Here is a 13,813-nt window from a genome sequence, read left to right as displayed (position 1 = left end):
AGTGTTCACGAAGCTTGCACAAAGCCCATTCGCGCTTTTGATGCGTCACCAATCTGGTGATTGGGCCCAGCTCGATGAACACGACCAGGAAGCCAATCGGCTAGCTGTTCTGCATGGTCATCGTGTCTTCTCCTGCTACCAGGTGGGAGATAGCAAGAAGGTGTACGTGATCACCGAGGCCGATCGTTCTTCGACAACGATCATTCTTCCAGAAGAATATTGACCGGCGCTTTCGCGTCCCCTTCAACACAACGGGGCGCCATGCTGGTGCCCCTCATTCGGAGTTAGAGAATGAACTTTCAAGAAATCTTCTCGATGATGGCTGCCATCGTCGAGATGCCCAACTTTCCCTACCTGCTCGCGTACAAATCGGACTTCTACAAGCTGGACCGAGAAGCACTGCAGCGGGATTGGACTCCCATGTCGCGCTTCCTTTGGGTCGTCCGCCCCCATGGATCTGATCTTTGCCAGCTAGGGGTGCATCGCAAGATGAACGAGCATGTGATGGCGGCCATCGAGTGCGGCCTTCGCGACAGCGCGGCCGGGTGCGCGATCTACCTGCTTTCCTCGAAAGGGGTGCGCTTGCTCACCAGGACCGAGGCGTTGGCGGAGGTCGACAAGATGGAGTACGACGTCCGCCCAGGGGAGGTGTTCGATGCCGGCGGGAAGCTGCTTGCCTCCTTCGTGGTTGAGCCCTACTACGCGGGTGGAAGGACCCGGGCTGTAGTTCGGTTCGGGAGCGCACACGGCGTTTCGATTCCGGCCTGGAGACATAGCGCTCTTTGCGCTATCGCGCTCAGCGAAGTGATTGTCCATTCGAGCTCGCTGTTTGCGGTCCTCGACAAGGCCTATCTCGACGAAGTGTGCATCTCGGACTTCGAGCCCTCTGAGGAGGAGGTGAGCTGTGCCTAGCAATCGCCATTGCCAGTTCATGCGCTACGTGCGCCAGCTATACGGCTGTCGTACTGAGCAGCTGATGTTTGTCTTGGCGCGGCCTGACCGCTACTCGCCAGTCTTCCGGTCGGCAGCTCTTCGCAACCTTGTGGCCCGCACGCCAGTCAACGTCACACAAGGGCGCCCCTACCTGGAGCGTCGCCGCCTCGTTCGCTGCCACTATGGCGTTTGAGCGGGATCATCAACCAATCAACAGGTCTCACATGACCCTTCACGTTTTTACCTGCAGAACTAGCAGGAGCCGGGACGTTACGGTCGAAGTCGGCTTTCAAGCCGATCGCTTTGACTTCTTCGCTCGGGTATACCTCGATGGCGAACACCAGCCCTCCTTTAAGAAGTCTGGCCTTCCAGATGGATCAGGCGTCTCCGAGTGGCTTGGTGGGCAAGGGATATCTACTCCAAGCGCGATTGTCGAAGCTGTCGATTGCGAATTTGCCGACTCGCGTCTTCAGGCGCCGGCCTGCGACCGCCGTATTCGCTTCTACTGAGCAAGAACCAGCGCAACCCTGTGCGCACCCCGTGGCCCCCCGCTGAAGAGCGGGGGGCTTTTTCTTTGGCTGCAGAGCAGCTAGATGCCCTTGACAGTTCATTGCCTCGGGGTACTTTGGAACGGTATCGACCATACCGATGAATCCATTGCGCACCATCAAATTCCCCATCTTCGGCTCGCGGCTTCCAGGCGAGGGAGGCTTCTTTGGAGCTGTGATCAAAGGCCCGGCCGGCGACGGTACGGATGACTACGTTACGGTGGTTTCTGACCGAGAGGTCGGCGAGTTGGAAGGCATGGTGTGGTCCGATGGCGACCTCTGGCAACCTGTCGACGCGGTTGGGGACGATGGGCTCGCGAATACGGCCGTCATGGAAGATGCGGGGCTGCAGCTGCCGAGGCTGGCGCGCAGCGCGACCGCCGACGGCCACAGCGACTTCTACGTTCCGTCCGCACTGGAGCTTCGCGCTCTGCAGGCGGTTGTGCCTCATCTGTTCGTTGCGGCCTACTATTGGTCTTCGACTGCATTAGCGGGGACGCCGGACGCTTGGGCGGTGTGCATGGAGCGAGGACTGATGCTGGCAGTCCCGAAGGGCGAGAAACGACGAGTCCGGTTGATCCGAAGGATTCCGCTTGCGTTGTTCGAAGTGGTATTTCCCTTCCCAGGCGATGCAGTCCATTGAGCTCGCGTGCTTGGCATCCGACCATCGCCACTCGCACAGATGGCGAGCACCACAGGGAATTGACGTGAGCGCCTTTCTACCTACACTGATCGCACTTGTGGCTCGCCGCAGCATCGTCTTGATGACGATCCCACCAAAGCAGCAACTTCAATAGTTCTGCACTCCTTCATCACCCATCGGGCCACATGCCCGTCTGGGATGTGGCCTCTTCAGAGGACACACCAACATGAAGTTCGTCAAGCATTTCGTCCATACCCAGACCTTTGATCGCGCTGGGCTGGTCAAGGCGAAGACCCGCAGCCATTTCAAGCGCATTGAGCGCAAACAGCAACGTGCAGCACTGCGCGCCGAGCTCCACCGCGCTCTGGTCGAAGAGCGCCTCGAGGAGATCCGCTGCAGTGCCGAGGCTGCAGCAGCGTCACACCTGGCGCTGGTCGAACGCACCCTGCGCAAGGCTCGTACTTCGAGCAAGCGCCATGTGCGCAGTCAAAAAGCCAGCGCTCGCAAGAGCGACGCGCACAGCTTTGATCGCCATTCGTTCGAGTGCTTGCACCGGACATCATGTATCACTAAACCAATTTAGGCTGGTGAACCACGCCGCACCTCGTGATCATCTCAACGACGAAGCTGTTTTCTAGCGAGCCTAGTCATGATCAAACATGCTGTCTTTACCGCTTGGCCGCAGCCTCCATCCTGACTTTTCGGCGAGGGGACTTGACGGGTCCGCATCCAACTGAGTCAGGCGGCGGCATCGCGCATCTGGCGCGCATTCGGACTGCAGCCCCATCGACAGGAGACCTTCAAGCTCTCCAGCGATCCGCTGTTCGTTGAGAAGGTATGCGACATCGTGGGGCTGTACATGGATCCGCCGAGGCCATGGTGTTGTGCGTAGATGAGAAGAGCCAGATTCCGGCGCTGGATCGCACACAGCCTCTGCTGCCCTGTGCCCAGCGGCTGACGGTGAAGGAACCCGGCAAGGAAGACCCCGTCTTGCGGACGCCATCAACCTTTTGCACACGGGCGCCCGTGCTGGTGAGGCTTACAGTATGTCGGGCCGAAGTGTATGAGCGAACCCAAGGCCCTCCAACACGCGATCCACGTCAGCTACCAAAATGCCCGTTTGTCGATGCGTGAGAGAAGCGACGCGAGTACAACCAGCGACTCGCCATCGACGTTGATCGGCGTGCCGCCGGCGCCCGCCGGTATCGTTCCGTTGGAGTGCTCCATGGCTCTGGCCATGACCTGATCCATCAAGCTGATCCTCGGAACGAGTACATAGCGCACCTCGCAATTCAACCCATTTGCGATTTTGGCCAGCGTGTTCAGGGAAATCGAGCCATCGGCTTCCGATTGCTCAAGTTTTCGCACGCCCTGCTGAGAGATGCCGATACGACGCCCCAAGGTCTCAGAGTTCATACCTAGGGCCAGGCGCACAGTCTTCACCCACCCGCACCTGGGCGTGCCAAAACCCTGCAGCTTCGCTAGCTCGCGAAACTGGCTGTCGAGCTCAACCAAACGGGAAATATCCAATCGACTCATCAGGGGCGGGTGGGGGCGAAAGTTCAAGACAACGCTATGGTTGCGCGCATGTCGCAGCAAGGCAACCGGGAGCTTTCGATTTGCGCAGGGCCGTCTTCAAAAGCGGTCCACACAGAGAAAGTTCAGCTATCTTCGCACGCTCAGTCCCAAACGAGACCAACTAGTCCTTTAAATTTTTGACGAGCATGCTGCAGTTAGACAAAGAACAAATCGGCCATTTCACTGAGATGGACCTGACGGAAATCCTCGAAACCGGTGGCTTTGACGCGATCCTTCCGAAAAGCCTGAGCGACGGACAGTTGGTCTGCGTTTCAGATCAACTTCGGGCCATGCTGTGGGGCGAAGGCACACGGGGTCCCGACGGTGAACCAAATGCAGCGATCGCGATAGCGCTGCTGTTGATCGCAAATACACATCCAACGCCTCCTACGAATGGAAAACACATTTTTGAAGGGAGTCTTGAGCAGTTACGCGACGTGATGATGGTGCTGAGCATGGCCGCCGACCGCGAGATCGTGAACAGGCTACTCAATCGCCCCAACGAGGACGAATCGTTGTCCATGCTGACAGGAATTGAAGCCATCATGGTCGGAGAACGCTCCCCACCGCAGGCAAAAAGGGCTAAGCGACGTCCTCGGGCAGCAGTGTAGAGAGATCGGTCCGAACTGACTTCAGCACCTTCTCAATCGATGCTGCATCAAATCTGCGCGCGTATGCCACGGCAAGGAGAGTCATTGGATGAACCTGCAGGCCTTCAGCGAGGTGTTCCAACATGCCAATGCTGGGGAGCTGCTCGCCCTGCTCGAGACGCCCAACGTGCCGTCGGCTGATCGCCGGTGTCAGATCCTCCTGGGTAAAGCCGCGAGCGTCACGCAGCTGCTTGAGCGCGCGGCCAACAGCAGCTTTTGGCGGATCTGACTTTCGAGTGGGCATTCACTCGATTTCCGCTTATGGCGACTAAAAAGACCACGTCTAACTAGTCGCATTTTGGTGGAAATTTGATGATTTTCGTTCTCAAATCGCCGCCGGCGATTCTTCGGTCAACGGCGGCCAAGCAGTGGACTGACCCCTCAATCTGGTCGAGAAGTAAGTCTGAAGACGAGTGGCGCCAACCCAGTGCGAACGGGTCGAAGGCCTGCTTGGCGAATCATTCAAAACGAGTTCAGCACCTTGCAGATCCTATTTCTCAATAACCGTCCTGCCCCCGATGTTCAAGTGCAGCCTGAGGTCGAACTTGACCGTTGGCGAATCCTTCTGCGAGCAACAGGGACACTGCATGTCGTCGCGATGATCAGCCCAATGACACTTAGAGTCACATCGCCACTGATTGCAATCGATCTTGGGCGAGCAATGGTCAAGACGGGGTCGGGCCGCAGCTATCACCTTTCAGCACCACCCGAGGACGATGAAGATCTGCGAGCGCTGATGGAGCTTCGCGGCAGGCAAGACCTCGGGGCGATATCAGCCGATATGAGTGATGGCGTTTGGCAAGCCATCTCTCTCGGCGCGTGGCCAAACCGTGGCGCCGGGACACAAGGTCCTGGTACTTGGGAACCACGACCTCAAGCGCAATGGCAAGTGCCTTTACGTGAGGGAACGCGTGCTGCAGGGGCGGCAACAACTGTTCAAGGCAGTGGTCCCATTTCTGCTCTGGCAAGACATGGGTCGGCTCGTGTTTGCGAGCCACTACCCGGCGACGGTGGACCAAGGTTTCCGCCGGCTCGTGAACTATCACGGCCACTTGCACCGCGACGTGCTGGCTCCCATCGACATCACCCACTTCGTGAACGTCGGGTGGGTCACACAAGGACTGGTATGCCTCTGAACCCCAAAGCCGTCAAACGGCGAACCGAGTTTTCTGGACGAGCATGCTTCGATAGCCGCTACCGCTTTCCCTTGCCGGAGATGGGTTGGAAGGTGGGGACCCGCGTGTACTTCTCGCGGCTGAGCCCTGGCAAGGGCTTCATGGTCCGCATCAAACCAGGGCCGCTACTGAAGGGGCGGCTGATCTCCAGTCGGATTCAACGAATCGGCTTTGTGCTGTCCACCAGGGTGCGCAAGAAGCCACGCAGGAGTAGCTCGTGAATCCAAGCAATCCACCCACCGGAACCAACATGAAACTGCTCATCCTGTCTGACCTGCACGTAGAGTTCGAACCCTTCGTGCCCGATCCAGTGGCCACCGCGGAGGCCGATGCGGTAGTGCTTGCCGGCGACATCCACAAAGGCCTCCAGGTGGCGCGCTGGGCGCGTGAGACCTTTGCGGACAAGCCGGTCGTACTTGTCGCGGGAAACCACGAGCTCTACGGCGGGCACTGGGAGCACACGCTCGATGAAATCCGTGAGGCCGCGCTGCACGAGCAGGTGCACTTCCTGGAGAACGACGCCGTCGTGATCGGGGGCGTGCAGTTCCTCGGCGCGACCCTGTGGACCGATTTCGAATACTTCGGCGCCGACACCGTGCCAAAGTCCATGGCTGAGGCGCGGAGGTTCATGGCGGACTACCGCACCATTGAAGGCTGCACGCCCGAAGCCACTGTCGTGCGCCACAGGGTCAGCCGCGCCTGGTTGGAAGCAGAGCTGGCAAAGCCAGGAGCGCCGAGGGACCGGGTGGTGGTCAGCCACCATTACCCCCGCAAGAGGTCGACCCCGCAGAAGTACAAGGACCAACTCTCTACAGCCGCCTTCGGCTCAGAGCTGCCGGACGAATTGCTCGACCGGGCCGGGTTGTGGATCCATGGGCACACGCACTCATCGTTCCAGTACCAGGTGGGTCATTGCCTTGTAGTCTGCAACCCGCGCGGGTATCCGGGATGGGCTGACGGCGAGTACGAGAACCGGGAATTCAACCCCCGGCTTCTGTTGGAGCAGACGGCGGACGGTCGCTGGATTCCTGATGACCCACAGACAGGCGACGCAAAGGAGCGCCCGTGAAGCTGCTCGTGTACTCTGACCTGCACTTGGACCTGTATCCCTTCAGGCCGCAGCTGAACGCGGTCTTTCTCAAGACCGTCGATGTGGTGGCCCTGGCCGGCGACACCACCGAAGGCACGGGCGGGTTGCGCTGGGCGCGTGAGACCTTCCCGGACAAGCCCATCATCTACGTGGACGGTAACCACGAGTTCTACGGCCAGCACTGGGACAAGCACATTGATGTGATGCGCAAGCTCGCCCAGGACCATGAGGTCCACTACCTGGAGAACGATTCTGTCGTATTCGGCGGTGTGCGGTTTCTGGGGTGCACGCTGTGGACCAACTTTACGCTGCACGGCGCCGATGCCAAGCTGCTGGCGATGAACACGGCGCGCCAGCGCATGAGTGACTACCAGCGGATCAAGATCACTCGGCCGCCGGAGACGTACAGGCAGGAACGCAAGCACCGCCTAGTGCCGGCGATGGCTGGGCGTCGGCACGCTGCGAGCAGGCAGTGGTTGGAGGAACAGCTGGGCCTGGGTGATCCGGAGAACACGGTGGTGGTCACCCACCATGCCCCGCATGCCCGGTCGATACCAGACGAGTTCGAGGGGCACCCGCTGTCACCTTGCTACGCGAGTGACCTGGAGGTGCTGATGGGAAAGGCCAGTACCTGGATACATGGGCACATCCATGACAGCCTGGACTACGAGGTGCGGGGGACCCGGATCGTCACCAACCCCCGCGGGTATAAGCTCGTCGGGGGCGGCATGCAGAACCCGGAGTTCCGGGTGGACTTCTGTGTATATGTGGATTGAACGGAAGCTGCCGCGCGTTTGCAAGCACGCGGGGTGGCAACCTACCGATGGCTCGTGCGCCGGTGCCGCCTGCGTAATCGCATTTGAATTGTTTTTGGAGGATCATCGACATGAGTAGCACAAGATCACGATGCAGACAGGCATGAAGGACGGCATACGCCGTCCTTTCTTTTCGTGCGGACGCGAGGTGCTTCCGCCCGACCATGTCTATCGTCAAATCGACGCCTGGTTGACCCGGCGCATCAGCGCCTCGCCCGACTCCTTGCGTTCGCTGTAGCGGTCCACCAGGTACGGCGACACGTCGCGCGTGAGCAGGGTGAACTTCATGAGTTCTTCCATCACGTCCACGATGCGGTCGTAATAGGCCGAGGGCTTCATGCGGTCGTCGTCGCCGAACTCCTGGAAGGCCTTGGCCACCGAGGACTGGTTGGGGATGGTGAGCATGCGCATCCAGCGGCCGAGCACGCGCATCTGGTTCACGGCGTTGAACGACTGCGAGCCGCCGCACACCTGCATCACCGCCAGGGTCTTTCCCTGCGTGGGACGCACGGCCCCCTGGGCCAGCGGGATCCAGTCGATCTGGGTCTTGAGGATGCCGGTCATGGCGCCATGGCGCTCGGGCGAACACCAGACCATGCCCTCGGACCAGGCGGCCAGGGTGCGCAGCTCCACGACCTTGGGGTGCGTGTCCGGGGCGCCGTCAGCCAGCGGCAGGCCCTCGGGGTTGAAGATTTTCACCTCGGCGCCCAGCGCCGTGAGGATGCGTGCGCCCTCCTCGGTGGCCAGGCGGCTGAACGAGCGCTCGCGCAGGGAGCCGTAGAGCATGAGGATGCGCGCGGGATGGGTGGACGCCAGCGGTGCGGACAGGCGTGCGGTGTCGGGCACCTGCAGCAGTTGGGGATCGAGGTTGGGCAGGTCTGGATGCATGAGGCCGGTAAGTGTTAGAGAAGGCCGCGTACGGAAGGACGCGGCCAGAGCGCGGTCAGCTGTGCGCGATCCTGTTCAATTGCGCTTGCAGGTCCGCGTCGCTCAGCTCGGCCAGGGGCAGCTCCAGCAATTGCAGCATGCGGTAGCCGATGGCCTGGCGGGTGATCTCGAAGGCCTGGCGTTTGGCCTCGTCGCCGCCCTGGGCATTGGAGGGATCGGGGTAGCCCCAGTGCATCTGGATGGGCGTGCCCGGCCAGTACGGGCAGACCTCGCTGGCCGCGCTGTCGCAGACGGTGATGACGATGCGCATCACCGGCGCATCGGCGGCGGTGAACTCGTCCCAGCTCTTGCTGCGAAAGGCGTCCGTCCTGACGCCCGCGCTGGCCAGCGCTTCAAGCGCCAATGGGTTGATGCGGCCACTCGGTGCGCTGCCGGCGCTGTGGGCCTGCACATCCAGGCCGCGGACCTTGGCCAGGTGGTTGAGCATGCCTTCGGCCAGCACGCTGCGCGCGGAGTTGTGCGTGCAGAGGATGAGGATGTGGGTGGTCATAGACTTGGAAAATGAAGCGCTGGTGGTGGTGCTTATGCGCGACCGATATCCTCGACTTGGCGCTTGATGGCCAGCGAGTCTAGCTTGTGCAGCGGCAAGGCCAGCAGCAACTCAATGCGCCGCTTCAGGGTAAGGGCTGTGTCGCGGAAAGCCTTCGCCACCTCATCGGGAGTTCCCTCGACAGCGGAGGGATCCGGTACGCCCCAGTGAGCACTCATGGGCTGGCCCGGCCAGATGGGGCAGACTTCGCCAGCGGCGTTGTCGCACACGGTGAACACGAAGTCCAGTTGCGGAGCGCCTGGCGCAGCGAACTCTTCCCAGTTCTTGCTGCGGGCATCGACAGCTGAAACGTGCAGCCGCTCCAGAGTGGCAAGTGCCAGAGGGTTAACTGTCCCGGAGGGGAAACTGCCAGCAGAGTAGCCTTTGAATCGCCCCCCGCCGAACTGATTCAAGATGGCCTCTGCCAGGATGGAGCGGGCAGAGTTGTGGGTGCAGATGAACAGCACGTTGTAGATTTTTTCGCTCATGAGAAGGCTCCTTGGCCAGTTGGGGTGGAGGGGAAATCCTTGAGACGGGTGCCAGGGGGCGTGATCAAAGAGGCTTCTTGATCGAGTCCGTCTGTAGACAATTCAGACAGGCGTTCGATGCCAGTCGGCTCTTCTCTCAACAACGGCACCACGGCGTAGCGGTCGGCATGCTCGTGGGCTACTGCGTCAATCTCTTGCAGTTCGTTGCGGGCTCTTTGTTGAAGCAAGGCGGAGCCGGGGCGTGCTGCCGCCACGCTGTTGTTCACGATCCAGGCCCAGGGGATGATGCCTGCGCGTCTCAAGTCAGATTGCAGGCTTGCGGCCTCCAGCACAGGTGTGGTCTCGGCCAGCGTCACCACGATCACTTTCGTCTTGGCTGGGTTCTGCAGATCCATGAGGGGGGTCGTGTAGTGAAGTCCGGCGCTGTCCATCTGCCGCGCGATTTCGCGGTGGTAGGCACCCGTAGCGTCCAGCAGTAACAGCGTATGACCCGTGGGCGCCGTGTCCATCACGACGAACTTCTTGCCTGCTTCACGGATGAGCCGTGAGAAAGCCTGAAATACGGCAATCTCCTCGGTGCATGGCGAGCGAAGGTCTTCTTCCAAGAGCGCTCTCGATTGCGGGTCCAGCTTCGCTCCTTTAGTGGCGAGCACCTGCTGGCGATATCTCTCAGTTTCCACGTGCGGATCGATACGCCCCACCAGAAGGTTGTCCAGAGTTCCCGCAAGGGTCTCAGTCAAGTGGGCGGCCGGATCCGACGTCGTCAACAACACGGGTAAACCGCGCTGGGCCAGCCCTACGGCGATGGCGGCTGCGAGGGTCGTCTTGCCCACCCCGCCTTTCCCCATCAGCATGATCAGGCCATGGTCTTCCTTGGCGAGCTCAGCCACCAGACTGCCCAGGTGTGGCGCGATAACGGGCGGGGCATCGAGTACGGCTTCTGCTGGAGACTCATCCCCATCCAGCAGCGCGCGAAGTGCCTCTACGCCCACCAAGTTGAAAGGCTTGAGTGCAATCCGGTCCGTGGGAAGAGCGAGCAGTGCCTCGGGCATCCCCTCCATGGCGACAGTCTCGCGGCGAAATATCGCGGCGGCGACGTCGTCCAGAAGCGCTTCGCTCTCGGGAAGCATGCCGTTGACCACGAGATGTTGCCGCTCAATACCGGTATCAGAAAGCTCGGCATAGGTGCGCGCGGCCTCACGCAACGCAGCACCTTGGGCGCGCGCCACAAGCACCACGCGCGTGCGCAATGGATCGGCCAAAGCGGCTACCGCTTCGCGGTACTGTGACTGCTGCTTTTGCAGCCCGGCCAGCGGGCCAAGACAAGACGCGTCACCTTTGCCTGCGTCGAGAAACGCACTCCATGCACCAGGCAATTGCAGCAACCTGATGGTGTGGCCTGTCGGGGCGGTGTCAAACACCACATGATCGAAGTCCTTGTCCAAGGATTCACTGGTGAGCAAGGCCGTGAACGCATCGAATGACGCGATCTCCGTGGTGCAGGCGCCCGACAACTGCTCCTCTATCCCGGTGACCACCTCGGGGGGAGCACACCTCTGACCGGTGCAACGATGTTCTCGCGATAGGCAAGTGCCGTCTCCTCGGGATTCAACTCCAACGCAGACAGCAACGCCACACTCGGCACAGGCGTCAAATGGTTGCCAATGGCGATGCCGAATACTTGACCAACGTTCGATGCGGGATCCGTGCTCACCAGCAGCACTCGCGATCCCGACTCAGCGAGATGGACTGCTACGGCACAGGCGATCGACGTCTTGCCGACACCGCCCTTGCCTGTGAAGAAGAGAAACCGGGGAGGTGCGTCAAGGATGTGCATAGGGACAGTCAGCTTCAGCAGCGCCCGCCGCCTGCGCAGCAGCTGCGCACGGCGCCGGCAACGCTCTCAGGCGCGATGTCTGCCCACCGAGCGAGTTCTCCTCGCTCCGGGTAGCGCCCAGCCAGTACGACGTGCCCGTCCACCAGGACCAATGGCAGCGACTCGATGCCGGAGGTCTCCAAGAAATGCTTCACCAGCGGGGACCCCGCAAACGCCATGGGTTGCTGGGCAAGGTTGAAACGCTCTATCTGAGCTCCCTGTCCTTGAGCCCATCGCACATCGGCTGCGAAGTTCACAAGTGCCTGGTCGGTATCCACACCACACACCCCAGAACTGCAGCACATCGCAGGATCGAAAATTTGGATTGTTTTCATTTCGATATTCCATTAAACATTGAAATAATGACCGAAAGAAGACAGGCGGTCGAGTCCTGCCTCAGGCCACAGTTGCAACCTTCGAAGACCTCTTGGCCTTTGCGGGGGACTCCATCGGCGCCACGCCATCACCGCAGCCCGCTGACTCGCTCAGCTCGACGCACTGACCTGGATTGCCGGCGCAGCACTCCGCAGTCAGGTAGGCGATCACCTCGACCATGACGGAGATATTGGCGCGATATCGCTGGTAGCGCCCCTCCTGCTCCACCGTCAGCAACGAAGCATGGGTCATTGCCTTGAGGTGGAACGACAGATTGGTAGGAGGGACGTCCAAGGCAGTGGAGATTTCCCCCGCGACCATGCCGGCAGGGCCTTGCTTCACAAGCAGACGGAATACATCGAGCCTCACAGGTGAGGACAGCGATTCAAAGACGGATATTGCAGCTGTTTTTTCCACAGGACGACTATACAACAATCGTTGTAATGTCGTGCATCACCTTGCGTGGAAGGGGCATATGAAGGCCATGGCGTCTACCGGCCTACCTCTGGAACTCAGGAGGGCTGGGGTGCAGTTTGTTTTGCCAGGTCCCGGGTCTGGGCGAGCTTGTCTTCCACGCACTGGGGCAATTCGATCCCGCATTCCTCCGGCGAGCCATTGCAGCAATGCTCGGCGAGGAAGGCCAGCAGCTCGTTCATCCGCGGAAACTGTGCTCGATAGAACACGAACTTCCCATCCTGTCGACCAGTGATCAAGCCCGCATGCGTGAGCTCTTTCATGTGGAAGGACAGGGTCGCAGGCGCCAGCTGGAGTTGTTCTCCGATCTTTCCGACCGACATCCCGGATTCGCCGGCCACGACGAGCAGGCGATAGATGCCCAGGCGTGTTGGTTGAGCCAATGCGGCAAGGGCAACGACGGCTTGATCAGTATTCATCAGGGACGCGCGGGAGCACCAGACATGGTGGCATGTGGAGTTAAACGGCAGATTATCGCCAGAGCATATGACAGTTTCGTGGCGATCTGATTCGCATCTTCGCTCGTGCCCGTCCTTGGTCTGTCACGAATTTGTCACCAAACCTGCACAGAATTCGCTTCGACATATCCACATTTCTAGTTATGTCGGCAATTTACCAACTACCTATCGAGGCTCCCATGGAAAAAATGTCCTTCAAGCTCGCGCTCGCTTGCGCAGCGTTCGCGTCGCTGACCGCAGTCCCTGGATACGCACAGGTCGTGAAGATCGATGGATCCTCAACCGTGTTTCCTCCCACCGAGGGCGTTGCCGAAGACTTCCAGAAGATGAAGAAGGGAGCCATGAAGGTCACCGTCGGCATCTCTGGCACGGGTGGCGGCTTCAAGAAGTTCTGCCGCGGCGAGACGGACATCTCCAATGCGTCGCGCCCTATCCTGAAGGCCGAGATGGACGCCTGCAAGGCCGCCGGCGTCGAGTATTTCGAACTGCCCGTGGGCTTTGACGCACTGACCGTCGTGGTCAACCCAAAGAACACCTTCCTCAAGCAGTTGTCGGTTGCAGAGCTCAAGACGATGTGGGAGCCTGCAGCACAGGGCAAGATCACCTCGTGGAAGCAAGTGAACCCTGCCTTCCCTGATGCCCCGCTCAAGTTGTATGGCGCAGGCTCGGACTCGGGCACGTTTGACTATTTCACCGAAGCCATCAACGGCAAGGCCAAGGCCAGCCGCGGTGACTACGCCGCTACCGAAGACGATCACGTCACGGTCAAGGGCGTTGCGGGCGACGTCAATGCCATTGGCTACCTGGGTTTTGCCTACTACGCCGAGAACCAGAACACCCTCAAGGCACTGCCCATCGTGGAAAAGGCTGGCAAGGCAGCTGTCGCCCCCAACGAACAAAACGTGATCAACGGTTCTTACCAGCCGCTGGCACGCCCCATTTTCATCTACGTCAACTCCAAGTCGCTGGAGCGCGCAGAGGTCAAGGAATTCGTCGCCTTCTACATGAAGGAAGGCTCGCGGATCATGAAGGAAGTCAAGTACGTGCCACTGCCCGCCAACGCCTACAAGAACAACGAAGAGCATCTGGCCAAGGGCAAGAAGGGCACTGTGTTCGGCGGCGTTGCGGAAGTCGGCGTCACCATCGAAGAACTGCAGAAGCGCGAAGCCAAGTTCTAAGCACGGCATAGCCCACAGGTCTGCGTCGCAGGCCTGTGGGTTCAACCAAAGCTTT

At 60.2% G+C, this 13,813-nt stretch carries 17 protein-coding genes and 2 pseudogenes; 10 read left to right on the top strand and 9 right to left on the bottom strand.

Translation table 11 applies throughout. From position 1 onward, the window contains the following. Nucleotide 1: 1 nt before the first annotated feature. From AC0IZS_RS33400 to AC0IZS_RS33380, 5 genes and pseudogenes are all read left to right on the top strand, one after another. Complete coding sequence (locus AC0IZS_RS33400) at nucleotides 2–223, top strand: plasmid related protein (protein ID WP_436220323.1); 222 nt, start codon at nucleotides 2–4, stop codon at nucleotides 221–223. A gap of 68 nt (nucleotides 224–291) precedes the next feature. After that, on the top strand, nucleotides 292–912 hold the full coding sequence (locus tag AC0IZS_RS33395) for a hypothetical protein (protein ID WP_436220324.1): 621 nt from the start codon (nucleotides 292–294) through the stop codon (nucleotides 910–912). Nucleotides 913–1,581: 669 nt separating this feature from the next. After that, nucleotides 1,582–2,124 carry an Lcl C-terminal domain-containing protein gene (locus AC0IZS_RS33390; RefSeq protein WP_471639682.1) on the top strand — a complete coding sequence of 181 codons (543 nt, stop codon included), beginning with the start codon at nucleotides 1,582–1,584 and terminating at the stop codon, nucleotides 2,122–2,124. Nucleotides 2,125–2,350: 226 nt separating this feature from the next. Further along, nucleotides 2,351–2,707: a hypothetical protein gene (locus AC0IZS_RS33385; protein WP_471639681.1), complete on the top strand. Its 357-nt coding sequence runs from the start codon at nucleotides 2,351–2,353 to the stop codon at nucleotides 2,705–2,707. Between the two features lie 168 nt (nucleotides 2,708–2,875). Continuing rightward, nucleotides 2,876–3,066 (top strand): annotated as a pseudogene (locus AC0IZS_RS33380) (IS630 family transposase); the annotation flags it as partial. 162 nt (nucleotides 3,067–3,228) lie between these two features. Here AC0IZS_RS33380 and AC0IZS_RS33375 read toward each other — a convergent pair. Then, nucleotides 3,229–3,663 carry a helix-turn-helix domain-containing protein gene (locus AC0IZS_RS33375; protein WP_471639680.1) on the bottom strand — a complete coding sequence of 145 codons (435 nt, stop codon included), beginning with the start codon at nucleotides 3,661–3,663 and terminating at the stop codon, nucleotides 3,229–3,231. A gap of 185 nt (nucleotides 3,664–3,848) precedes the next feature. Here AC0IZS_RS33375 and AC0IZS_RS33370 point away from each other — a divergent pair, with 185 nt between their 5' ends. Continuing rightward, on the top strand, nucleotides 3,849–4,313 hold the full coding sequence (locus tag AC0IZS_RS33370) for a hypothetical protein (protein WP_471639679.1): 465 nt from the start codon (nucleotides 3,849–3,851) through the stop codon (nucleotides 4,311–4,313). Here the strand turns inward: AC0IZS_RS33370 and AC0IZS_RS33365 are convergent. Then, nucleotides 4,285–4,596 carry a helix-turn-helix domain-containing protein gene (locus AC0IZS_RS33365; protein WP_471639678.1) on the bottom strand — a complete coding sequence of 104 codons (312 nt, stop codon included), beginning with the start codon at nucleotides 4,594–4,596 and terminating at the stop codon, nucleotides 4,285–4,287. The genes AC0IZS_RS33370 and AC0IZS_RS33365 overlap by 29 nt on opposite strands. A 544-nt stretch (nucleotides 4,597–5,140) precedes the next feature. On the opposite strand from AC0IZS_RS33365, the gene AC0IZS_RS33360 reads away from it, so the two are divergent. From AC0IZS_RS33360 to AC0IZS_RS33350, 3 genes are all read left to right on the top strand, one after another. Continuing rightward, the gene (locus tag AC0IZS_RS33360; protein ID WP_471639677.1) at nucleotides 5,141–5,488 is read left to right on the top strand and encodes a metallophosphoesterase family protein; all 348 of its coding nucleotides are present in this window, start codon (nucleotides 5,141–5,143) and stop codon (nucleotides 5,486–5,488) included. Between the two features lie 289 nt (nucleotides 5,489–5,777). Next, entirely contained in the window at nucleotides 5,778–6,596 is an 819-nt protein-coding gene (locus tag AC0IZS_RS33355; RefSeq protein ID WP_471639676.1) for a metallophosphoesterase family protein, read from the top strand. Beyond that, nucleotides 6,593–7,393, top strand: coding sequence for a metallophosphoesterase (locus AC0IZS_RS33350; RefSeq protein ID WP_471639675.1), 801 nt, complete (start codon nucleotides 6,593–6,595; stop codon nucleotides 7,391–7,393). The genes AC0IZS_RS33355 and AC0IZS_RS33350 overlap by 4 nt, the downstream gene beginning before the upstream one ends. 213 nt (nucleotides 7,394–7,606) lie before the next feature. Here AC0IZS_RS33350 and arsH read toward each other — a convergent pair whose 3' ends face one another. The 7 genes and pseudogenes from arsH to AC0IZS_RS33315 form a co-directional block, all read right to left on the bottom strand. Further along, nucleotides 7,607–8,320 (bottom strand): arsenical resistance protein ArsH, encoded by a 714-nt coding sequence (arsH, locus tag AC0IZS_RS33345; protein ID WP_471639674.1) that lies wholly within the window; start codon nucleotides 8,318–8,320, stop codon nucleotides 7,607–7,609. Between the two features lie 55 nt (nucleotides 8,321–8,375). Then, a complete protein-coding gene (locus tag AC0IZS_RS33340; RefSeq protein WP_471639673.1) occupies nucleotides 8,376–8,870 on the bottom strand; it encodes an arsenate reductase ArsC in 495 nt (164 codons plus the stop codon). A 32-nt stretch (nucleotides 8,871–8,902) separates the two neighbouring features. Continuing rightward, a complete protein-coding gene (locus AC0IZS_RS33335) occupies nucleotides 8,903–9,397 on the bottom strand; it encodes an arsenate reductase ArsC (RefSeq protein ID WP_034372850.1) in 495 nt (164 codons plus the stop codon). A gap of 95 nt (nucleotides 9,398–9,492) precedes the next feature. Further along, nucleotides 9,493–11,234: pseudogene (gene arsA, locus AC0IZS_RS33330) on the bottom strand (arsenical pump-driving ATPase); the annotation flags it as partial. A gap of 14 nt (nucleotides 11,235–11,248) precedes the next feature. Beyond that, nucleotides 11,249–11,608: an arsenite efflux transporter metallochaperone ArsD gene (arsD, locus tag AC0IZS_RS33325; protein WP_471639672.1), complete on the bottom strand. Its 360-nt coding sequence runs from the start codon at nucleotides 11,606–11,608 to the stop codon at nucleotides 11,249–11,251. A gap of 61 nt (nucleotides 11,609–11,669) precedes the next feature. Next, entirely contained in the window at nucleotides 11,670–12,065 is a 396-nt protein-coding gene (locus AC0IZS_RS33320; RefSeq protein ID WP_471639671.1) for an ArsR/SmtB family transcription factor, read from the bottom strand. Nucleotides 12,066–12,160: 95 nt separating this feature from the next. Continuing rightward, entirely contained in the window at nucleotides 12,161–12,541 is a 381-nt protein-coding gene (locus tag AC0IZS_RS33315) for an ArsR/SmtB family transcription factor (protein WP_471639670.1), read from the bottom strand. A 218-nt stretch (nucleotides 12,542–12,759) separates the two neighbouring features. Here AC0IZS_RS33315 and AC0IZS_RS33310 point away from each other — a divergent pair, with 218 nt between their 5' ends. Continuing rightward, on the top strand, nucleotides 12,760–13,758 hold the full coding sequence (locus AC0IZS_RS33310; protein WP_471639669.1) for a PstS family phosphate ABC transporter substrate-binding protein: 999 nt from the start codon (nucleotides 12,760–12,762) through the stop codon (nucleotides 13,756–13,758). The last annotated feature ends 55 nt before the right edge of the window (nucleotides 13,759–13,813 follow it).

This window comes from Acidovorax sp. AC410, assembly GCF_979253235.1.
Note: the sequence above shows the minus strand (reverse complement) of the source record. Positions and strands in the feature narration are given on the sequence as shown.